Annotated in this window: 23 protein-coding genes; 7 read left to right on the top strand and 16 right to left on the bottom strand. The window is 46.4% G+C overall.

Going from position 1 to position 20,414, the window contains the following annotated elements:
• Positions 1-9: 9 nt before the first annotated feature.
• Positions 10-561, bottom strand: coding sequence for a nucleoside tri-diphosphate phosphatase (ntdP, locus tag B5066_RS02365; protein ID WP_244897331.1), 552 nt, complete (start codon positions 559-561; stop codon positions 10-12).
• 144 nt (positions 562-705) lie between these two features.
• Between ntdP and B5066_RS02360 the strand changes: the two genes are divergently transcribed.
• Entirely contained in the window at positions 706-1,674 is a 969-nt protein-coding gene (locus B5066_RS02360) for an NADPH:quinone reductase (RefSeq protein ID WP_079474348.1), read from the top strand.
• Between the two features lie 30 nt (positions 1,675-1,704).
• Here B5066_RS02360 and B5066_RS02355 read toward each other — a convergent pair whose 3' ends face one another.
• From B5066_RS02355 to B5066_RS02345, 3 genes are read right to left on the bottom strand one after another with little or no spacing between them, the layout of a single operon-like run.
• Positions 1,705-2,460, bottom strand: a complete 756-nt coding sequence (locus B5066_RS02355) for an SDR family NAD(P)-dependent oxidoreductase (RefSeq protein WP_079474347.1) — start codon at positions 2,458-2,460, stop codon at positions 1,705-1,707.
• A complete protein-coding gene (gene mutY, locus B5066_RS02350; protein WP_079474346.1) occupies positions 2,457-3,545 on the bottom strand; it encodes an A/G-specific adenine glycosylase in 1,089 nt (362 codons plus the stop codon). The genes B5066_RS02355 and mutY overlap by 4 nt, the downstream gene beginning before the upstream one ends.
• Before the next feature lie 6 nt (positions 3,546-3,551).
• Positions 3,552-3,893 (bottom strand): MFS transporter, encoded by a 342-nt coding sequence (locus tag B5066_RS02345; RefSeq protein WP_079474345.1) that lies wholly within the window; start codon positions 3,891-3,893, stop codon positions 3,552-3,554.
• Between the two features lie 122 nt (positions 3,894-4,015).
• Between B5066_RS02345 and B5066_RS02340 the strand changes: the two genes are divergently transcribed.
• Positions 4,016-5,014 (top strand): metal-dependent hydrolase, encoded by a 999-nt coding sequence (locus B5066_RS02340; protein ID WP_079474344.1) that lies wholly within the window; start codon positions 4,016-4,018, stop codon positions 5,012-5,014.
• Between the two features lie 40 nt (positions 5,015-5,054).
• On the opposite strand, the gene B5066_RS02335 is transcribed toward B5066_RS02340, so the two are convergent.
• Genes B5066_RS02335 through recX form a run of 3 tightly spaced genes read right to left on the bottom strand, consistent with a single transcriptional unit; the run spans position 5,055 to position 6,448 of the window.
• Positions 5,055-5,300 carry a YfhJ family protein gene (locus tag B5066_RS02335; protein ID WP_079474343.1) on the bottom strand — a complete coding sequence of 82 codons (246 nt, stop codon included), beginning with the start codon at positions 5,298-5,300 and terminating at the stop codon, positions 5,055-5,057.
• Between the two features lie 19 nt (positions 5,301-5,319).
• Positions 5,320-5,628, bottom strand: a complete 309-nt coding sequence (locus B5066_RS02330; RefSeq protein ID WP_079474373.1) for a YfhH family protein — start codon at positions 5,626-5,628, stop codon at positions 5,320-5,322.
• A complete protein-coding gene (gene recX, locus B5066_RS02325) occupies positions 5,594-6,448 on the bottom strand; it encodes a recombination regulator RecX (protein WP_079474342.1) in 855 nt (284 codons plus the stop codon). The genes B5066_RS02330 and recX overlap by 35 nt, the downstream gene beginning before the upstream one ends.
• Positions 6,449-6,568: 120 nt before the next feature.
• Between recX and B5066_RS02320 the strand changes: the two genes are divergently transcribed.
• From B5066_RS02320 to B5066_RS02305, 4 genes are all read left to right on the top strand, one after another.
• A complete protein-coding gene (locus B5066_RS02320; RefSeq protein WP_079474341.1) occupies positions 6,569-7,465 on the top strand; it encodes a TIGR01777 family oxidoreductase in 897 nt (298 codons plus the stop codon).
• 299 nt (positions 7,466-7,764) lie between these two features.
• Positions 7,765-8,283 carry a diaminobutyrate acetyltransferase gene (gene ectA, locus B5066_RS02315; RefSeq protein ID WP_233133499.1) on the top strand — a complete coding sequence of 173 codons (519 nt, stop codon included), beginning with the start codon at positions 7,765-7,767 and terminating at the stop codon, positions 8,281-8,283.
• An 88-nt stretch (positions 8,284-8,371) separates the two neighbouring features.
• Positions 8,372-9,655: a diaminobutyrate--2-oxoglutarate transaminase gene (gene ectB / locus B5066_RS02310; protein ID WP_079474340.1), complete on the top strand. Its 1,284-nt coding sequence runs from the start codon at positions 8,372-8,374 to the stop codon at positions 9,653-9,655.
• A gap of 103 nt (positions 9,656-9,758) precedes the next feature.
• Entirely contained in the window at positions 9,759-10,148 is a 390-nt protein-coding gene (locus B5066_RS02305; protein ID WP_022795050.1) for an ectoine synthase, read from the top strand.
• A gap of 46 nt (positions 10,149-10,194) precedes the next feature.
• On the opposite strand, the gene B5066_RS02300 is transcribed toward B5066_RS02305, so the two are convergent.
• The 6 genes from B5066_RS02300 to B5066_RS02275 all read right to left on the bottom strand — a co-directional run bounded on the left by B5066_RS02300 (position 10,195) and on the right by B5066_RS02275 (position 16,409).
• On the bottom strand, positions 10,195-10,434 hold the full coding sequence (locus B5066_RS02300) for a hypothetical protein (RefSeq protein WP_022795051.1): 240 nt from the start codon (positions 10,432-10,434) through the stop codon (positions 10,195-10,197).
• A gap of 23 nt (positions 10,435-10,457) precedes the next feature.
• Positions 10,458-11,411, bottom strand: coding sequence for a magnesium/cobalt transporter CorA (gene corA / locus B5066_RS02295; RefSeq protein ID WP_079474339.1), 954 nt, complete (start codon positions 11,409-11,411; stop codon positions 10,458-10,460).
• Positions 11,412-11,516: 105 nt separating this feature from the next.
• Entirely contained in the window at positions 11,517-12,638 is a 1,122-nt protein-coding gene (gene ald, locus B5066_RS02290; RefSeq protein ID WP_079474338.1) for an alanine dehydrogenase, read from the bottom strand.
• 103 nt (positions 12,639-12,741) lie between these two features.
• Complete coding sequence (locus B5066_RS02285) at positions 12,742-13,983, bottom strand: PucR family transcriptional regulator (protein WP_079474337.1); 1,242 nt, start codon at positions 13,981-13,983, stop codon at positions 12,742-12,744.
• Positions 13,984-14,113: 130 nt separating this feature from the next.
• A complete protein-coding gene (gene rlmD, locus B5066_RS02280; RefSeq protein WP_244897330.1) occupies positions 14,114-15,523 on the bottom strand; it encodes a 23S rRNA (uracil(1939)-C(5))-methyltransferase RlmD in 1,410 nt (469 codons plus the stop codon).
• Positions 15,510-16,409 (bottom strand): DNA-3-methyladenine glycosylase family protein, encoded by a 900-nt coding sequence (locus tag B5066_RS02275; RefSeq protein ID WP_079474335.1) that lies wholly within the window; start codon positions 16,407-16,409, stop codon positions 15,510-15,512. Before B5066_RS02275 ends, rlmD begins: the two co-directional genes overlap by 14 nt.
• 265 nt (positions 16,410-16,674) lie before the next feature.
• Here B5066_RS02275 and B5066_RS02270 point away from each other — a divergent pair, with 265 nt between their 5' ends.
• Entirely contained in the window at positions 16,675-18,207 is a 1,533-nt protein-coding gene (locus B5066_RS02270) for an AbgT family transporter (RefSeq protein WP_079474334.1), read from the top strand.
• Positions 18,208-18,246: 39 nt separating this feature from the next.
• Here B5066_RS02270 and B5066_RS02265 read toward each other — a convergent pair whose 3' ends face one another.
• Genes B5066_RS02265 through B5066_RS02255 form a run of 3 tightly spaced genes read right to left on the bottom strand, consistent with a single transcriptional unit; the run spans position 18,247 to position 20,413 of the window.
• Positions 18,247-18,852: a histidine phosphatase family protein gene (locus B5066_RS02265; protein ID WP_179124016.1), complete on the bottom strand. Its 606-nt coding sequence runs from the start codon at positions 18,850-18,852 to the stop codon at positions 18,247-18,249.
• Positions 18,852-19,043 (bottom strand): SE1561 family protein, encoded by a 192-nt coding sequence (locus tag B5066_RS02260; RefSeq protein ID WP_079474332.1) that lies wholly within the window; start codon positions 19,041-19,043, stop codon positions 18,852-18,854. Before B5066_RS02260 ends, B5066_RS02265 begins: the two co-directional genes overlap by 1 nt.
• On the bottom strand, positions 19,043-20,413 hold the full coding sequence (locus B5066_RS02255) for an MATE family efflux transporter (RefSeq protein WP_079474331.1): 1,371 nt from the start codon (positions 20,411-20,413) through the stop codon (positions 19,043-19,045). The genes B5066_RS02260 and B5066_RS02255 overlap by 1 nt, the downstream gene beginning before the upstream one ends.
• Between the last annotated feature and the right edge of the window lies 1 nt (position 20,414).

Below are 20,414 nucleotides of genomic sequence, written 5' to 3'. Positions count from 1 at the left end.
TTTCACCTCTTATCGAAAAAACAAAAAACGCTCATACCACTGTTCGATAAAATGAGAGTTAAATGGGCCTTTTCTCTGGCAGATCCAATTCTGCAGTTCCCGAATACTCGTGTCCATCTTTTCATCTATCTGTGCAGGGTAATTCATTTCTTTTTTATGCTGGGCATACTCGTCTTCGTCCAGTAAATTGTAGGTCATGTCCGGAAAAACTTTAATGTCCAAATCATAATCGATATATTTAAGAGCTTCACTGTCGTAGACAAACGGCGTCCCCAGATTGCAATAATAGTGCACGCCGTCCGACCGGATCATGCCGATAACGTTAAACCATTTCTCGGCATGAAAATAACAGATAGCAGGCTCTCTCGTTCTCCAAACCCTTCCGTCCGATTCATGAACCAAAATACGATCGTTCCCGCCAATAATTTCTCTGCTCGTGCCTTTCAGTATTAATGTCTCTTCCCATACACGGTGGAGCGATCCGTTATGCTTATAACTCTGCACCTGGATAGGCTTACCTGTTTCCGGGAAGCTTGCGGCGATTTCATTACGCTCGGCCAATATGTTCTGCCTCCCTTCTTCTGCGATTTTGCTGTCTTCTTTTCTATCATTTCCTATTATACATTTCTTCACCCGATCTGAAAAACTGTTACGATTAAAGAGAGGAGAAAACTATCCATTTGCCAAACGAAAGGAGACGATTTTTTGAAAGCAGTCGTTTATTATGAGCAGGGAACACCGGAAGTTCTAACTATAGAAGAGGTGGAAAAGCCCGGTATCAAGCCGGATGAAATACTTATACGGGTGAAGGCAGCCGGCCTCAACCCCGTGGATACGTATTTCCGCTCCGGTAAACGCCCCGTGTCCTCCTTTCCGGCTATTCCCCATTTTGATGCTGCCGGAATTGTTGAAGAAGTTGGCAGTAGTGCAGGTAACTTTCAGCCGGGAGACCGGGTGTGGGGGACAAACATTCCAAGTGCCGCTGCAGAGTGGGCAGCCGCCCCCGCTTCTAACATTTTTCCCCTTCCTGATACTATGAGTTTTACCGAAGGAGCATCTCTCGGCATACCTGCTCTTACTGCTCATTTGGCTTTGTTTTTCCGGGCCGCTCTTCAGCCCGGAGAAACCGTATTTATCTACGGAGGTGCCGGTGCAGTCGGCCATGCCGCCATTCAGCTGGCCAAGCATCATAATGCCTTCGTGATCACTCCAGCGAGCACCAATGAAAAGAATGAAATCGCCCGCCGCGCCGGGGCAGATGTCGTATTGAACCTAAACAACAACGGTTGGAAGGAGGATTTTGCCTCCGCTTCCGGAAAGCCGGGCGCTGATGTTATCCTTGATATGTCTTTTAGTGAAAATGCTTCTACAGACCTGCATATACTCTCACCAGGAGGACGAGTTGTCGCGGTCGGCTCGCCGGTAAACAATATGCCGGCTTTTCCGTGGCAGCTGTTAAACCAAAAATATGCCTCCATTCTTGGCATTTTGCTTTTTACAGCCCCTCTTCCGGCCTTGCAGAAAGCAGCTTCCGGCGTGCAGCAGTCTTATGAACAGGGACTCTTTTCTCCTCACGTAGCCCGGACCTATCCGATGGATGAAGCCGCCCAGGCTCATGAAGATTTAGAAAACAAGCGCTATGCCGGCAACCTCGTGCTTACTGTTTCTGAATAAAAGTAAAACCGAAGGCTGTGGCCTTCGGTTTTATATATTCATCCGGGACTGTCCCCCATCAGCGGTAAGCGTTGTACCAACCAGCCAGCGCGCTTCATGCGAAGCGAGAAACAACGCCGCATCTGCCACTTCCTCCACATTACCGAATCTTCCAGCAGGAATATTTTCGTCTACAAAACGCTCCATCGCTTCCGGATCTTCTTCTATCCGCTTCTGCCAGTTACCAGTAGGATGCAAAATTGAACCTGGGGCAATCGAATTCACCCGTACCCCGTCCTTTATCCACTCGTTGCCAGCTGCTTTTGTGAAGCTGATCAATGCCGCTTTGGCGTTGTTGTATGTTGCTTTTCCACCAGCTTCCTTTCCAAATATCGAAGTGATATTGATAACCGCTCCGCCATGTTCTTTCATTTGCTCGTGCGCCATTTTACTGAAGTGCACAGCCTGAAAGTAATTTGTTTCCATTGCCTGCGCAAATTCCTCCATCGAAGTATCTGCAATCTTACTGCCGCTGCTGCCACCGGCATTATTCACAAGCACATCGATTCCGCCGGAAGCTTCTACAAAATTTTGAAAGGCAGTTTCTCTTTCTTTGCCCACAGTTACGTCACAGACGCAGGTCCAAACATTTCCTATTTCTTCTTTGGCGGCTTTCAGCCCCTCTTCTGAACGCGCTAAAATGCCAACCTCGGCTCCTTCGCTGTAAAACGCCTTGGCGATGCCTTTTCCTATCCCTTTCGAACCACCTGTAACTAGAACTTTCTTCCCTTCAAAAGCTTTACTCACTTTAACTCCATCCTTTCAACCAGTGTTTTATATATTTTCTGGTGAGCCACAGGCAAAGCGTAGTTTGCTATGTCATCCAGCGGGACCCACTGCCAGCCCTCCGGCAATCCAGTTCTTTCAGCCTTACCCTCGTATACATGCACGTTCCAGATCAAATGTGAAAATGTTTGTTCCACTCGTTGAACCGGGCGCTCAATTTCAGGGGTTACGGATGCTTCTGCTTCAAGATAGGCCCCCATCTCTTCAGCCCGCTCCGCTTCTTTTTCCACTGCCGTGTTAGGAAATTCCCATAGCCTGGCCAGCAGGCCTTTATCTGGACGCTGGTGGATTAATATTTCCCCCCTGCCGTTCCAAATAATAGCCGCTGCCATCTCCTGTTTTCTTGGCGCTTTTTTCTTTTCTTTTACCGGCAGTTCCTCCTGCACCCCCGCTGCTCTTGCTTTACAGTGTTCCTGCACCGGGCACAGCAGGCAGCCCGGTGAGGTTGGCGTACAGATAAGAGCACCAAGCTCCATCACTGCTTGATTAAAGTCCGAGGGGGAGGTAAGCGGCAGAATTTCGCCAAGCACTGCTTCAAACGTACTTTTTGTGGACTGTTTGCCGATATCTTCATATAAGCATAAAAGCCTGGAAAATACGCGCATCACGTTTCCATCCACTGCCGGCTCCGGTTTGTCAAAAGCGATGCTGAGTACCGCCCCTGCTGTATAGGGCCCGACCCCCTTTAAAGACCGAAACTCTTTTTTGCCGCTGGGGACTATCCCTCCGTATTCTTCAGCTACTTCTTTGACCGCCTGATGCAAATTTCTCGCCCGCGAATAATACCCCAGGCCTTCCCATTGCTTCATAACCTGGTCTTCTTCTGCTTGTGCCAAAGCTTCAATAGTAGGAAACGCTTCTAAAAAACGGTAATAATACGGAATGACTGTATCGACTTTTGTCTGTTGAAGCATAATTTCTGAAATCCATATGTGGTAAGGATCGGCGCTTCTCCGCCACGGCAGATCCCTTTTTTGGTCCCGGTACCAGCCAACTAAGTCCTGTTGAAACTGCTCCGGCGAAAAATTCTCCAGTAGTGGATGCATAGCTGTTCACTCTTTCTCTTTATTTTCGTTGCCATGAGGGCCCTTTTTTTTGAAACACCAGCAGTGCACTTTTTTTATGCCTCCGGGGACAAATTCATCAAGGCGGCCGAACACGCTGTCACTTTTCTCTGTTCGTTCAGTCCTAAGAACGTTATATTGCTCGAGTGTATTAACTGAAAACATTTCCACAAACAAAGCACCCTGGTCCACAGACTCAAACCACTCGTAATCGTTCACCTGCTTCTTGAGCATTGCAGAAGAAATCTCTTCCATGGTGCGTAAAAATTCCGCTCTTTTTTCTTCCAAAACCCGGTACTCCATAAAAACGACGTATTTCTGCGGATTCATGCAATTCTCCTTTTTGAAACAAACTGTTTAGGGTATGATGAAACTACGCTGATACAGTCTGTGCTTGTTTGATGCCACAGGCTTTTTTTGTTTCAGCATGCCATAAATTAAAGGTGGTGCCAATGGATACAGCAACTCATACAGTGATGGGGATTGGCCTCGGCGGCCTCGCCACCATTGATCCCACTATTTCACCTGAAAGTGGAGCAATGGGTACAGTCCTGATCGCAACAATTATAGGGTCACAGGCCCCTGATTTTGATACCGTGTTAAAACTGAAAAACAATGCCGTCTATATCCGCTACCACCGCGGCCCAACTCACTCTATACCCGCCGTCTTAATCTGGCCGGTGCTGCTTGCAGCCATTATATATATGTTCTCGCCGGATATTGCTTTTTCACATCTATGGTTCTGGTCTTTTATCGCTGTGGCCCTGCATGTCTTCGTGGATATTTTTAATGCCTACGGCACACAGGCGTTGTCGCCTTTTACAAGGCGGTGGATAGCTTTAGGCGTTATTAATATTTTTGACTCGGTGCTGTTTTTTTCCCACTTGTTTGTGTTTATCCTGTGGTGGTTTGATGTACCAAGAGCAGCCTCGATGATTGTTTTATACGTCTTTTTGCTCTTTTATTATTTATGGCGTTTTCAGGCCCGAAACATTGTCCTGCAGCGGGCCCGCCGCCTGCATCCGGATGCCACGCACCTATTTATCTCACCGACATACAACTGGTACCGGTGGCATTTAGTTATCCGGACGCCGCACAAATTATTTGTCACCAATTACCGGAATGGGCGGCTGCGTTACTTTGAAACGTATCCGTTTGAACCTATTCCTGATGACCCGGTCATCAACGCGGCCCGAAACGATCGAAACCTTGCTTCTTTTCTATCCTTTTCTCCTACGTACCGTTGGATCGTACGGGACACAGAGGAGGGCTATGAAGTGAAATTTATTGACCTGCGTTACCGCAGCAAAGGGTATTACCCGTTTGTCGCGGTCGTTCAGCTGAACCAGGAATTAGAAATTATGACTTCTTACACTGGCTGGATTTTTAGCGACGACACGCTCCACAAAAAACTCGACAAAGGACGCGATTTTTCCTATTATACTCAATAATAAAGAGTACGGAGAACAGATCCGTACTCTTTATTATTATCTAGTTAATTCCAAAAAACTTCTCATTTGTCGCTTCATAACGATGCAGGTGCGGACCGTACTGCCGGACCCATTTTTCCACAATCTGCTCCGTTACTTCTTCGCCTTTGTACGTGCGCCCAGCTTTCGCCTGCGTAGATTCAAAATCCTCCCACAGAAAGTCCACCCACTCCCGGGCTTTTTCTTCTGATAATTGACTATTAACTGAAAGAAGAATTTTTAATAAATCATTTTTCTGAGTTTCCATTCCGCTTGTACCTCCATCTTTATTTTTTGACCAGCAGAGAAAAAGGCAGGGCTTCAATCTGAGTCGAATTATTCCGGTATCCCCAGGCAAACACGCCATTGATATATTCTATTTCAAAGGTGGAACCTTCCTGGTCGACCCGGTAAGTTTCCCCCGGCTGATAGTCTGCTGGATCAAGCAGATACGTTTTTGCCATGGCGATTTTACGCTCATATACCGCAAATTCATTACCCCATCCCATTTGTTCCGCCTTTTTGGATTTTTCATTTAAGCTCGCGATTTCCTGTTCGAGCTCATGCCTGCTCATCTGGCTGTACCTTTTTTCCATTCCCATCTTCGGACTCCTCTCTCTTTTCATCTAAAAACCGCTGGATCTGCTCCATCGGAAATTGCTTCCGGTACAGGTACTCTTTAATTTTCTGTTCGAGTGCACGGCCTTCGAGCTTATTTCCCCATTTACGGTAAGCCTTTTCTCCCTGCACTAGCACCGAGTTCCATTCATCCTCCTCCGAAGGGGCAAAATCTGCCTCTTTCACTGCGGCGGATGCTGTTTCATGATCATATCCTTTCCGGAGCAGCATTTGCAACAGACGCTGCTTTACCGAGCCGGCCGACTCTCCCTTTTTCTGGCGGCCTTTCTTTTCTGCTGTTGCCACCGCCCGGTCCAGGGCAAGCTCATCGGTCAATGCCTTCATAGCCTCGGACACATGTTTTTCAGACACTCCTTTTTTTTCCAGGTCTATCCGGATGACTTTTGGTCCTTTATCCGTCGTATTGATTTTCGTGCGCACATAAGCTTTAGCAAATTCGCGGTCGTTTAAGAATTTATATTCTTTCGCCTTTTCCACCGCTTTCGCTGCAGAAGCTTCCGTGAACTCTTTCTCTATTAAATGATCATATACTTCTTTTTCCGTCCTCATTACACTTGATAAGTAATGCAGCGCTCTGTTCCAGGCCTTGCGCTCGTGATCGTCTTCAATTAGAAGCTCGAGCTCTTTTTCGGTCAGCTCTTTTCCTTTTTTCAGATCCCATTGAACCAGCACGGCTTCGTCCACGCCGGTCGTGAACGCTTCACGACCTGCCTGATCAGTGAAAATATTGTAGCGTTCCGGGTTATTTTTCTGCACTTCAATTTTAGTGATTTTCACGAAAGCCCTCTCCTTTTACATATTAGAAAATGATTATGACAACTTGCTTTTGGGTAAAGTTGAATAGTTTCGAAAGTGACGTTTTTACATCACCTTAAGTAATGAAAGGAGAAATACACAGTGAATATAGCTATTACAGGAGGAAGCGGATATGTAGGCTCCGCTCTCACAGGCTACCTCGAACAGATGGGCCACCATATTTATATTTTAACAAGAAACAGTAAAAATAAAAAAAATAGTGAAAACATCACTTTTATTGAATGGATGAATCCTGGCAGCAAGCCGGAATACGAACTGCCACCGGTGGATGCTTTCATAAATCTCGCAGGCTCATCGATTGCACAGCGTTGGACAGAACAGAATAAAGAAGATATTTTAAACAGCCGTATCGATTCCACACGGGAAATCCTGCGCATTTTTGAAGCGAGCAGCCATAAACCCGAGGTGCTCGTAAGCGCCTCAGCTGTGGCCTACTACGGCATTTCTGACGAAAAGGAATTCACTGAGGACTCCCCTAAAGGTGAATCCAACTTTTTACAGGACGTTGCCGTATGCTGGGAAGCTGAAGCCGAAAAAGCAGAAGAACTCGGGATCCGGGTAGTAAAAGCACGGATGGGTCTCGTTTTGCAGGCATTCATTCCGCCACTTGTCTCTGCCTACAAAATGTTTGGCGGCGGTACTATCGGAAGCGGAAAACAATGGTTTTCCTGGATTCATTTAAGAGATACTGTCGAAATGCTTCTTTTTGCAGCTACAAATAAAGAAATTAAAGGTGCATTGAACATTACTGCGCCGCAACCGGCGCAGATGGAAACACTCGGACGTGAAATAGCGAAAGTGACTGGACGTCCGCACTGGCTTTCCGTGCCGTCATTTATTATTGATAAAATGCTCGGGGAAATGAGCGTAATGATCCTTGGTGGACAGAAGGTTATTCCGCAAAAAGCCTTGGATCATGGTTTTTCCTTTCACTTCCCAAGCCTCCAGCCTGGCCTGATTAATATATTAAAAGATTAACTTTCATCCGTCTGGGCTTCCCAGGCGGCTTCTTTTATCAAAGACGGAGGAATTGTCCATCTGTGCAAGTATTATTTATCGTTTTCGCTGTTCAGGTTACATAACACTCTATAAGTAGTAATAATACTCATAAATGACTGATAGGCAAGTTTGAAAATTTCCATAATTAACGTTAAGCTTTTATTTGTGAGTCTGGTAGATCTTATTACATTTTAAAACAACACAATTTTAAGTTTGTATTTTCCATAAAGAGGTATAGTACAGGTAGCCCTCTATTACTTTTAAAAGGTGGTAAGAAAATGGAAACGAAAATGACTGGAACGAACGGTTCCGTCGATTCAATCGTTTTTGACAAACCAACCGTGGAAGACGGGGCAGACATGTGGGAACTTGTCAAAAACTCCACACTGGATTTAAATTCCTCATATAAGTATATTATGATGTGTGAATTTTTTGCCGAAACATGTGTTGTCGCTAAAGAAAACGATGAATTAGTGGGCTTCGTAACGGCCTTCATTCCACCTGAAAAACAGGATACCGTGTTTGTCTGGCAGGTGGGCGTAGATACTTCCCAACGGGGAAAAGGTCTTGCTTCCCGTTTGCTGAACGCACTTTTAGAACGGGATGTTTGTGAAAATGTGCTTTATTTGGAAGCAACTATCACCCCTTCTAATGAAGCATCCCAGGCTTTGTTTAAAAAGCTTGCCCAAAAAAGAGAAACTGAAGTGACGGTTTCTGAATGCTTTACGGAAGACCTTTTTCCAGATGACGAGCACGAAGAAGAGTTGACATTTCGAATAGGACCATTTACAAAATAAGTAGCGGACATGACATGCAAAGTGCATGTCATGTATTATGTAAAAACTGAATTTTTCGATAACATCCCTAAGGAGGATAATTACTTTTATGATGCAGAATGATCTCAGCGTTTTTAATGAATACGAATCGGAAGTACGCAGTTATGTGAGAGGATTCCCTACCGTTTTCCACCAGGCAAAGGGGTATAAGCTTTGGGATCTGGACGGAAAGGAATATGTTGATTTCTTTTCCGGCGCCGGGGCCCTGAATTACGGCCATAATGATGAAAATATGAAACAAAAGCTGCTTACCTATATTCAGGAAGACGGGGTTACGCACTCCCTTGATATGGCAACTAAAGCTAAAGGCGAGTTCATCGATGCTTTCCAAAATATTATTTTAAAGCCGCGTAATATGGATTATAAAATTATGTTCCCTGGCCCAACGGGCGCAAACAGCGTTGAAAGCGCCCTGAAGCTCGCCCGGAAAGTAACCGGCCGGACAAACGTAGTCAGCTTTACTAATGGCTTCCACGGCATGACCATCGGTGCTTTGAGCGTTACCGGAAACAAATTCAAGCGTAACGGAGCCGGCATGCCTTTATCTAATACCTCTACGCTTCCGTATGACCAGTTCTTGAAGGAAAGCAATAATTCCATTGAATATATCGAGAACTTCCTTGATAACGGAGGCAGCGGCCTCGATAAGCCGGCAGCGTTTATCGTAGAGACCGTACAGGGCGAAGGCGGCTTAAATGCTGCAAGCAGTGAATGGCTTCGTTCCATTGAAAAAATCTGCCGGGAACGCGACATTAAGCTTATTCTGGACGATGTGCAGGCAGGCGTCGGCCGTACCGGTACTTTCTTCAGTTTTGAACCAGCTGGCATCAAACCTGACTTTGTATGTCTCTCCAAGTCCATCGGCGGCAATGGCTCACCGCTTGCCATTACTTTAGTGGCACCGGAATATGACAAATTTGCTCCCGGGGAGCACAACGGTACTTTCCGTGGAAATAATTTTGCTTTTGTAACAGGAACTGAAGCGTTGAATTACTGGAAAGACGACCGCCTGGAGAAAAATGTTCAGGAAAAATCCGAGCGTATCACTTCTTTTCTCGATGATATGATTAAGAAGCACCCGGAAATGAAAGGTGTCCGTAAAGGGCGCGGCTTCATGCAGGGTATCATGAGTCCTATCGAAGACCTGGCTGATAATATAGCGGGCAGATGCTTTGAGCACGGCCTAATTATGGAAACAGCTGGAGCGGAAGATGAAGTATTTAAGCTGTTCCCGCCAATCACAATCGATGATGAAGGGCTTGAGCGCGGCCTTTCAATTCTTCAGCAGGCAATTGAAGAAGTTACCGCTGAAAGCAACCTCGTAGCCAAATAATCCACTGCATGACTAATTGGATAAAAAGAAGCCGATCGATCGACTCCGGCGGTCGGCCTTTTTATGATATAAACTCTTAACTGACAAGATGGAGGAATAGACAATGAAAGTAATTAAACTCGAAGATTTGCTCGGCACTGAACGTGAAGTAGATGACGGCAACTGGGTGAGCCGCCGTTTCATCATGAAAGACGACAACATGGGGTATTCGGTAAATGACACAATTATTCGTGCCGGTACTGAAACTCACATCTGGTACCAGAACCATCTCGAAACCGTATACTGCATTGAAGGCGATGGAGAAATCGAAACTTTAAGCGACAATAAAGTATATCAGCTGGAACCAGGCGTATTATACGCACTCGATAAAAACGATGAACATATGCTTCGTGGAGGCAGCAAAGATATGCGTATGGTATGTGTCTTCAACCCGCCACTTAGCGGTCGTGAAGTGCATGACGAAAACGGTGTATATCCCGCTGATCTTGATTAATAATAAAAAAATCCCCTGATGCTTTTTGCATCGGGGGATTTGCTTATTAATGCAGAAGATAATGCCGAAACGTCAGCGTTTGGGCGTCAACACCCAGCTTTTCAATGAAAAGCTTCACATCGTGCAGTGAATCCGCTGGATACTGAAACTTACATATTTCCGGGGATTGTTCTTCGATATCTTTTGTCGCAAAACAGAAGGTTGATTGATCCTTGTCGTAATAAACAATCAAATCCTCTTCATGCATTGGATGCTTAAAATGTGCTTTATATAACCGGTAGGACAATCCGAACGCCCCTTTCTACTCTTCTATTTAAAAATCTTAAACCATCCATTTCGTTTAAACAAGCCCAGCAGCACTACTGCTATCAGGAACATTACCCCGAGCGCTATAAAATATCCGTACCTGTATTCAAGCTCCGGCATATAAACAAAATTCATGCCATAAAGCCCCGCGATAAAAGTCAGCGGGATAAAAATGGTCGATACAATCGTGAGGGTCATCATAATAGCATTCATTCGGTTTGAAGCCATCGTTTGGAAATTATCCCTCATATCTGAAGTCATTGCCCGATTGGATTCGATCATTTCTGTCACCTTAAGCAGATGATCGTAAATATCCCGGTAGTATTCCCGCTGTTCGGTAATTAGGTTCAGACGTTCCACAAACAGTACGCGGTAGACCAGATCTCTCATAGGAACGATGGTTCGGCGCAGTCTCAGCAAGTCTGACCTTAAATCGAATACTTCTTCTATCAGCTTACCATAGGAAAGCTCCGAGTTGCTTTCCTCGATCTCGTTCAGGCGGTCTTCAATTTGTTCTAGCACCGGAAAATACTCATCCGTCATTTTATCAATAATGTGGTAGCTGACATCATCCGGATTCAGCTCTGCCCCTTCGGCCCGTAGCTTTTTCCAGGAATAGTTCACTGCCGAAGACGGGGCTTCATGATATGTAACGACAAAATTGGGGCCAAGAAACATACAAATCTCTTCAGCTCCAAGCGTTTCTTTATCAAGGGCATGAAGAACAAAAAAACTGTAGCCGTCATAGGTATCATGCTTTGGACGCTGACGTTCTGTATAACAGTCCTCGATAGCCAGAGGATGAAAGTGAAACACTGAATCCAGTGTATTGGTTTCCTCCGTCGAGGGAGAGGAATAGTCAATCCAATACCATTTCCACTCGTACTTTTTAAATTCATCCAATGTAATATTATTTACTGTATTTCCATCAGCATCGATACCGGCACAGGAAATCATCGCACTCCCCCTCCCTTCCTATGGACAGCAGCTCCCTGGTGACTCTGCTGCAGTTATTTTTCTAAAAGAAAACGGGGTGCCCATGCCGGGCCCCCGCTCCATATTTTACAACATCGGAAGTATTTCGTCTAATGAGGCGTAAGGATAACCTAAATCCTCTGCTACTGCCTGGTACGTAACCTTTCCCTTCGCGGTGTTCAGCCCTTTGCCAAGCATTGGGTTATTTGAAAGGGCCTTTGCCGCGCCCAGATTTGCGATCTGGAGCGCATAGGGAATAGTGACATTTGTTAAAGCGATCGTTGATGTTCTCGGGACTGCTCCCGGCATATTTGCCACAGCGTAGTGCACTACTCCATGTTTTTCATAGGTGGGCTGGTCGTGCGTCGTCACCTGGTCTGCCGTTTCAATGATACCTCCCTGATCGATCGCGACATCGATCAGTACAGAGCCCCTATCCATGCTTTTTACCATTTCTTCTGTTACCAGCTTTGGCGCTTTAGCTCCGGGGATAAGCACAGCTCCAATGACCAGGTCTGAACGCTTCACTTCTTCTGCCAGGTTCAGGGGGTTGCTGCTCAGTGTCTGAATCTGGCCGCCGAAATCTTCATCAATCTGCCGGAGCCTGGAGGGGCTCAAGTCGATGATAGTTACATTGGCCCCAAGCCCGTGAGCGATACGGGCTGCATTCGTACCGACAACGCCCCCGCCGATAACTGTTACATTCGCTTTTTTTACTCCCGGTACTCCCGAAAGCAAAACGCCCTTTCCTCCATGTACACTTTCCAGAAATTGTGCGCCTACCTGGGCTGCCATCCGCCCTGCTACTTCGCTCATTGGTGTTAAAAGCGGAAGCGTATGATTCTCCTCAACTGTCTCGTATGCCACTGCAGTAACCCCGCTTTCAGTCAATGCTTTGACCAATTCAGGTTCAGCTGCCAGATGCAGATACGTAAATAAAATCAGGTCTTCGCGGAAAAATGGATATTCTGAAGCTAGTGGTTCTTTCACTTTTAGTATCATCTCTGCCTGTTGCCATACGTCTGCAGCCTCAGTGATAATTTTCGCCCCAGCTGCTTCATATTCTTCATTTGAAAACCCGCTTCCTTCTCCCGCATGGTTTTCAACATGTATTTGATGGCCAGCTTGTGTTAAATGCACAACACCGGCGGGCGTAATGGCTACCCGGTTTTCATTGTTTTTTATTTCTTTGGGAACCCCTATTATCACGATCCATCGCCTCCTCTAATACCTTTTCTATTAGTATAGCGTGTTTCCTGGTCATAAGCATTGGCGGAACAAAATAATATTCCCATTGTCTATTTGTGATTTTTCACAACTGGCTTGTTTGTTTTTCTTTCAACAACTCCAGTTCCAGCAGCAGTGTCCATTTTTCATGGGCCGTATTGAGCCTTATCCCCGCAATCGCCTGCATTCTTTTCAAACGATAAGACAATGTATTCGGGTGCACATGAAGTATTTTGGCAGCTGCATTGACATTGCAGTCTTCACTAAGATAAATGTAAAGCGTGCTTAAAAGCTCTGTCTCATTTTCTGCATCATAATCAAATAAGTTCTTTAAGGAAGGATGGGTAAACGTTTCTTCGTCCCATCTTTGCAAAAGTACAGGAAAAAATCGATAGTAACCCGCTTCGTGCAAAAAATAATAGTGGGATGGAAGCTGGCGAACCTGTTTTTTTAAATCAAGCATGGTTAACGCCTGGCTGTATCCGCCCGCCACTTCTGTATAACGATGACAAATTTCAGATGCCGCGATGGCCATAAGCGTATCTCCATACCGTTCCTGCCATACCCTGTGCATTTGGCGTAAGAAAGCAGAAATAGTGGCTTCTATGTTTCTGCTTTCAAGTCCGTACAGCATAAGGATAGCCTGGTGCTGGTCATATGTTTTAAGCATTACTTTGACCTGCTGGGAGATGGTAAGCAGGTAATTCAGCTGCTCCCAGGCATTGTGCTCAAGCCGTTCCGAAAATTCTATAACTACGATGGAAAACTGCTGGGCCCTGCCCGGAAAAAAGCGTAGTATTTGGTGTTCTACCGCCTGTTCTTCTGTTTCGTCTCCTGTCAGCAGGCGCCAAAAATATTCCTGTTGATCCTGCTGCGCCGGATTTCTTGGATGGAGCTGCTGCCGAAAACGCTGACCGCAGACAACAGCTGCCGAATGCAGGTCCTCCTTCGCCTCCTCTGAAAACGGCGTGTCGCCCTCTACCACCCAAATATAGCCTATCACCGTCTGCTTCTCTTTAACGGCTACGGCCATCCTTGTCCCCAGTCCTATTTCATTAATAGCAGAAATGGAGATCGGTTCGTTCTGTTGATGAAGACTTGGAATTACTCCCTCGTTCCACAAACGGTGAATCACTTCTTCCGGCACCCGCCGCCCCATGATCGTTGCCGTTCGTGCTCCGTCAGTAACCTGTGGATGGCCGCTGTAGGCAAGCAGACGGTGTGTCGCATCCTCTATGGTGACCGGACCTTTGAGTGCTTCACTAATAAAATCGGCAAACTCGTTTAAGGAACTGGCAGCATGCTGCCAAAGCTGTTTTTCAAACATAAATTTCCGCTCTCCTTTCCTGCTTTATAAAAAAAGGTAGAGCAGCAGATTGGCCAAAATGGTAAGAATAATAGAGACAATCAGGCTGATACCGAGCCAATACAAGCACATTGCTGTTCACCACTCATGTTTATTTTTTTCCTTTTTTCTCCGGTTTGTATACAAACGGCACCACTGCTTCCACCTGGGAGGTCTGAGGGAACATGTCCACCGGCTGGGCATATTCTGGATGGTATCCTGCTTTTTTCAGGTAAGCGGCATCCTTGGCCAGGGTGGACGGGTTACAGGAAACGTATACGAAGCGTTTAGGCTTTACTTTTCCAATCGTATTTAACAGTGCCTCCCCACAGCCTGTGCGCGGCGGATCCGCGACTATTACATCCGGACGCCAGTTTTCCTTCTGCCACTGCAGCATCATCTCTTCTGCCTTTCCGTGGTAGAACCTGGCGTGGGAAGCTCCTGCCTGTTTGGCATTTTTGTTGGCGTCCTGAATACTTGCTTTAATCATGTCCATTCCACGTACTTCCCTGGCGTCCGGGGACATCCATAGACCAATAGTGCCGCTGCCACAGTAAGCATCGACCACTTTTTCCCGGCCCGTCAGCTTCGCTGCCTTTTTCGCTTCGTCATAAAGGGTGGAAGCCTGCTCGGAGTTCAGCTGGAAGAATGCTTCCGGCGATAGATGAAACGAGAAATCCTGCATGTTATATTTGATCGTGTCTTTTCCCCAGAGGCGTTTGGTCGTACCACCAAAAACAGTCGGACTGCTTTCATTCTGCACATGATGATGAATTGATTTTATTTCTGCGAACGAAGAACGGAGGAAATCTACCAGCTCTTCCTGCTCCGGCAGGTCCACCGAAGACGTTACAAGCGTGACCTGAACCTCGCTTTTTTGTTCATTTGCCCGCACGACGATGGTTTTTACCCCTTTTTGGTTACTTGTGTGAACAGGCACCTCTTCATTCTTCATAAATACGGTAATTGCCTTAGTAATCTTATTTAAAATCGATTTTTCCACCATACAGCCGACATTAGTGAGATCCACCAGCTGGTTGGAATCACTCGAGTACAAACCCGCTTCCACTCGCCCTTTTTTTCCTTCTCCCGTCTGCCACTGGCTTTTGTTTCTATATCTCCACGGATTTTCCATGCCGATCGTTTCACGGACCTCGGGTACCGTGGGGGCGTAACGTTCAAATGACTGCAGCACCAGATCCTGCTTCATCCACAGCTGCTCGCCGTATTCAGCGTGCTGCAGCTGGCAGCCGCCACAAATTTTGTACACCGGACAGGGAGCTTTCTGGCGGCTCGGTGAAGCTTCACGAATATATTTTATGCTTGCGATCGCACGATTTCTCTTCACTTCCTCTACCTGTCCAACGATTACTTCGCCTGGAAGGGCACCTTCAACGAATACGGCCTGGCGTTTAAAATACCCAATTCCTTCTCCGTTAATGCCTATTCGTTTAATGGTCAGCGGAAATTCTTGACCCTCCTGAAGCGGTTGACGTTGTTCAAACTTTTCATTTTTCGGCACGCATATCTTCTCCTTTATCTGGTATTTCCATATGAAGCCATAAATAAATACTTGCATAGCTGTTGTAGGGGCTCCACCGTCTGGCCCATTCTGTGATTTCTGTCTTAGACGGTTTGGCTTCAAGCCCAATCAGCTTCTTTAAACCGTTTTGCACACCGATATCAGCAGCAGGCATCAGGTTTTCCCTTCCGAGCCCAAATAACAAAAAGCATTCTGCCGTCCAGGAGCCTATACCACGGTGCTGCGTGAGCTCTTTTATGACGTCCTCATCGGTCTTTTTCTGAAGAGAATCTATATCAAGCGTCCCCTGAACTATACTCTTAGAGACATCTACGACGTACTCTGCTTTCCTTTGGCTGAACTGCAGGCGGCGAAGTTCGTCTGGATGTATCGCGGCCGTTACTTCGGGACCAGGATAAAACCATACTCCGTCTTTAAACACCCCGTACGTCTGGGCGAATCTTGTTGAAAGTGTATAGGCAAAAGCCATATTCAATTGCTGATGAATAATCGTTTTTATAAGACAGCCGTATAAATCAAAGTCACACGTGAGCGGCGCCCCGTAGAACCTGCGGAACAGCGGCTCTAATTCCGTTCCCTGAAAATGTCCGGCTGCCTGCTCCAGGGGCTGATGAAAGCGAAAAATACGTTCAATTTTATTCACAGCCTCCTGTTCTCTGCTCTCCGGAGCCTCTATATATACATACGTCTTCGATTGATGCTCAACAAATCCAAGGGTTACTGTATCAAGCTGCCTCTCACCTGGCAGAGGCAGCTTCACTTGTCTTTGATCAATATCTACATTATACAGCGGATCGAGTGCCATCCGTTTCAGCATCAGCTGAACATCATATACGGACGGGATCTGCCTTATTATCTGCTGCACAGTAATTACGTCCTTTCATGAAGCTTTGTTATTTTATCACGTTTACCCATGTTCACGCGACCTGCTCCCCGATGCACTTGGGATTCTGCAATATTTTCTTTTTTTAGGAGAAAAGCATTAATTTCCAATAAATTGTTATTTATTTTTTCCGTTCTATTTTCCTATTCTCGACGAAATGGCTTTCTTCCTTTGTTTTCATTCATTACAATAAGCTTTGTGTACTTATGATACTTTCGTCATTTTTAAACGAATTAGGAGGGAAATTATGAGCTCTTCTGCACCAAAGTCGACCATGCTGCAGCGGTCGCTGAATTGGATTGAACGAGTTGGGAATAAGCTTCCCCATCCGGTTACTCTGTTCGCCATTCTAGCCGCGCTTGTATTGGTATTATCTTCCATCCTTTCTGCTGCCGGCCTGCAGGTGGAGTCTCCCGGGGAAGAGGGAGAAACAGTCCAGGTAACCAATCTGCTTTCATCTAGTGGAATTGAATACATATTCACCAGCATGGTGGACAACTTTATTAACTTTGCCCCGCTCGGAGTGGTGCTTGCTACCATGATCGGTATTGGCATCGCTGAGCGTACTGGATTAATCAGTGTGCTTCTTCGCGGATTTATCCTATCCATTCCTAAGTCCTTAATTACCTTCGGCCTCGTTTTTGCCGGGATCATGTCAAGTGTAGCTTCGGATGCCGGTTATGTGGTGCTGCCACCGCTCGGCGCTATCCTCTTCGCCGCACTCGGCCGGCACCCACTAGCAGGTCTTGCTGCCGCCTTCGCCGGGGTTTCGGCGGGCTTCAGCGCCAACCTATTGCTTTCCGGTACCGATGTCCTGCTCGGTGAATTGACCATCCAGGCGGCTTCCACCATCGATCCGGCGTATGCTGAACAGATGAACCTGGCGATGAATTACTACTTTATTATTGTATCTACTTTCTTTTTGGCTATTATCGGCACATTCGTGAGTCAGTTCGTCGTCGAGCCCCGGCTTGGGGAGTATAAAGGCGAATACCGGGAAAACCTTACGTCCCTGTCCGGGACAGAAAAGAAAGGAATTTTATGGTCAATGGGGTCAGCGCTTTTAACTATTATCCTGCTTGCACTGCTCATTGTTCCGCCTAATGCTCCGCTCCGCGGTGAAGGAGGAGCCGTCGTTCAATCGCCGTTTATGGACTCCCTCGTTGTCGTAATCATTATAGCCTTTTTCATTCCCGGGCTTGTATACGGTATTGTGACAAAAAACATCAGAAACGATACGGACGTCGCTAATCAGCTTTCTGACACGATGGCAAGTATGGGCATGTTCATTCTGCTCGCGTTCACAGCCGGACAGTTTGTTGCTTATTTTGAAGAAACCAACCTGGGTACATTCATGGCTGTGTACGGCGCAGACTTTTTACAGTCTATTAATCTTACCGGTATTCCTTTAATTTTAGTATTCGTATTAATTGTCGGTTTTATTAACCTGTTTATCGGAAGTGCCTCTGCGAAATGGGCAATCCTCGCTCCTGTCTTCGTTCCTATCATGATGCAGCTTGGCTATTCGCCGGAACTAACGCAGATGGCGTACCGCGTAGCAGATTCCTCCACCAATATTATTACACCACTGATGACTTATTTTGCGATTATTATCGCGTTTGCCCAGCAGTATGACAAAAACATGCGCATCGGGTCCCTGATAGCAGTTATGCTTCCATATTCCGTCGCATTTCTTCTGTTCTGGTCCCTGCTGCTTGTCGTATGGATGCTCACCGGCATTCCGCTCGGTCCAAACGGTCCGATCGAATACAACGGCTAAACGTTTAAAAGCAGGAGCTGCGGCTCCTGCTTTTTCATGTCATTCCAAATGTGTGATCCGGTTGATGTATTGAATAGAAGCACGGTCTTTTCGAAAGTGAATCCGGGATACTCCTGTATTGTCGATACGCATGGAACGCTGGAGCGATACCCAGTTGTCTTTGGCCAATAAATACATAAAAAAGATGGTAATGAAGCCCCCGTGCGAAACAACTGCAACCTGGTCCTTCTCTTTCCATTCTTCTGTCAGCTTATGGTATAACCAGGCACACCGGGCTGTCAGGTCGTTTTTTGTTTCCGCCCCTTCCACTTCGGCGGTTAAAAGGTCTCGTCCAATGAGGTCCGGAAATTCGTTTTGAATAACCTCTCTTGCTTTTCCCTCGAGCACGCCTAAATGTACTTCACGAAGCCGCTCATCGGTGGATATGTCCACCTGCTGAAAGTCTGCCAGGGCCGCTGCAGTGCCAGATGCCCTCATTAAATCACTTGCAATTACAGCGTCGAACTGAACCTCGCGAAAGTAACTGCCCAGCGCTTCTGCCTGCGTTTGGCCATGTGGGGTTAATGGATAATCCATTGAGCCCTGAAGCACCTGGGCATAGTTTCCTTCCGATTCCCCGTGCCGGATAAAATAAACGTCAGGCATCAGTAATCCTTCCAATCCGGCTGAAACTGGCGGCATTTAATCCGCAGCTGTTCCACCATTTCTTCGAGTTTCTTCATTTCCGATGCAGAGCCTTCTTCAGGATCAATATTATCCACCATTGTCGAAAGCAGGTACAGACGCTGTTTTATATACTGAAGCTGCTCGTTTTTGTCGTGTATTGGCGTACTCATCACGCGCCTCCTTTTTTCTTTTCTTCTTTAAAGATATCAATGCGGTTCCAGCCGCCAAATACATAATAGCTGACTGCAATTACAGCGCTGATTACAAAGCTCGCTCCTATGCCAAGCGCAATTCCGTTTTCCCCTATTCTTTCGGAAAAGAACCAGGCAAGCGGAAAACGGAGCACCCAGAAGGAAATAATATTCAGGGCAAGCACCTGGATCATCGCCCCGGAGCTGCGTACAATCCCATTCAGTACGAAATTTATCCCTAAAAACGGATAAAAGAAAGCGACAATCTGGAGATATGTTTTACCATATTGAATGGTTGCTTCGTCATTTACAAACAGTCCCATCAAGAACTCAGCCAGTAAAAAAACAGCGGTGCTCATTGTGATCGATACGATTAGAATTAAAATTAAAGCGTTTTTCGCAATGGAGCTGATCCGGTCCCAGCGATTCGCTCCAATATTCTGGCCGGCCATACTTGTAATAGCAGAGCCGAGCGTTGTTGCCGGAAGCATAATCAGGCTGTCAAGCCTCTGGGCCGCCCCGTACCCGGAAAGCACCACAGAGCCAAACGACGTGACCACCGTCATAATCGCCAGCTGCCCGCCGGAGATAGCCATCATCGACAGGCCCGCGGGAAGGCCAAGCTTCATAATACGCTGAAATTCTGCTTTTTCCGGGATGCTTGGCACGGCAAAAGGCAGCCCTTTCACAAGAATCATATATACGACCCCAAACACAAATGCGCTCCCCTGGGAGATAACTGTCGCGATTGCTGCTCCCTGGATACCCATATCAAAGCCTGAAATAAACAGCGGGTCCAGGAAGATATTCAACCCGACAGCCATCATGATAAAGCGAAGCGGGGTCTTGCTGTCGCCGACCGCACGCAGGACAGTGCCTATAAAATTATAGCCAAACAAAAAGACAATACCAATAAAATTAATGCGTAAGTATATGACTGCACTTTCCAGGATGTCCGGCGGCGTCCCCATCCACGTTAAAACGGTGGGCGCTGCAAAAAAACCTATCGCTCCAAGAATAATTGCAAGCGTTCCTAAAACCGAGACAAAAGCATTCAGGGACCGTTTTAAGCCCTCATCATCGTCAGCCCCGACCCTCTGGGAAAGCACTGTTAATGTTGCACTGTTAATGCCTATAATAAAAGACAGCACAGAAAACAAAATGGTGGACGCCAGGGAAACTGCCCCCAGGGCCTCTGCTCCGATTAAATTACCGACCCACAGGCTGTCTACGATTTGGTAGGAGCTTTGAAGCAGATTCCCAATGAAAATTGGAAAGGCGAATATCACCATTTTTTTCATGATACTGCCTTCCGTGAAATCTAACTGGTTACGTCCGGCGTTTGCCATA

This window comes from Marinococcus halophilus (assembly GCF_900166605.1).
GTDB classification, from domain to species: domain Bacteria; phylum Bacillota; class Bacilli; order Bacillales; family Marinococcaceae; genus Marinococcus; species Marinococcus halophilus.
This window is presented reverse-complemented; position numbering and strand designations above follow the sequence as displayed.

What these genes read in the sequence shown, in the direction of transcription:
- B5066_RS02285 (WP_079474337.1), bottom strand. Translation starts at nt 13,983, where the DNA reads ATGTTTGAAAAACAGCTTTGGCAGCATGCTGCCAGTTCCTTAAACGAG.
- B5066_RS02255 (WP_079474331.1), bottom strand. Translation starts at nt 20,413, where the DNA reads ATGGCAAACGCCGGACGTAACCAGTTAGATTTCACGGAAGGCAGTATC.
- B5066_RS02260 (WP_079474332.1), bottom strand. Translation starts at nt 19,043, where the DNA reads ATGAGTACGCCAATACACGACAAAAACGAGCAGCTTCAGTATATAAAA.
- B5066_RS02305 (WP_022795050.1), top strand. Translation starts at nt 9,759, where the DNA reads ATGAAAGTAATTAAACTCGAAGATTTGCTCGGCACTGAACGTGAAGTA.
- B5066_RS02340 (WP_079474344.1), top strand. Translation starts at nt 4,016, where the DNA reads ATGGATACAGCAACTCATACAGTGATGGGGATTGGCCTCGGCGGCCTC.
- B5066_RS02345 (WP_079474345.1), bottom strand. Translation starts at nt 3,893, where the DNA reads ATGAATCCGCAGAAATACGTCGTTTTTATGGAGTACCGGGTTTTGGAA.
- ectA (WP_233133499.1), top strand. Translation starts at nt 7,765, where the DNA reads ATGGAAACGAAAATGACTGGAACGAACGGTTCCGTCGATTCAATCGTT.
- ectB (WP_079474340.1), top strand. Translation starts at nt 8,372, where the DNA reads ATGATGCAGAATGATCTCAGCGTTTTTAATGAATACGAATCGGAAGTA.
- B5066_RS02330 (WP_079474373.1), bottom strand. Translation starts at nt 5,628, where the DNA reads ATGGAAAAAAGGTACAGCCAGATGAGCAGGCATGAGCTCGAACAGGAA.
- B5066_RS02270 (WP_079474334.1), top strand. Translation starts at nt 16,675, where the DNA reads ATGAGCTCTTCTGCACCAAAGTCGACCATGCTGCAGCGGTCGCTGAAT.
- B5066_RS02335 (WP_079474343.1), bottom strand. Translation starts at nt 5,300, where the DNA reads ATGGAAACTCAGAAAAATGATTTATTAAAAATTCTTCTTTCAGTTAAT.
- mutY (WP_079474346.1), bottom strand. Translation starts at nt 3,545, where the DNA reads ATGCATCCACTACTGGAGAATTTTTCGCCGGAGCAGTTTCAACAGGAC.
- corA (WP_079474339.1), bottom strand. Translation starts at nt 11,411, where the DNA reads ATGATTTCCTGTGCCGGTATCGATGCTGATGGAAATACAGTAAATAAT.
- B5066_RS02265 (WP_179124016.1), bottom strand. Translation starts at nt 18,852, where the DNA reads ATGCCTGACGTTTATTTTATCCGGCACGGGGAATCGGAAGGAAACTAT.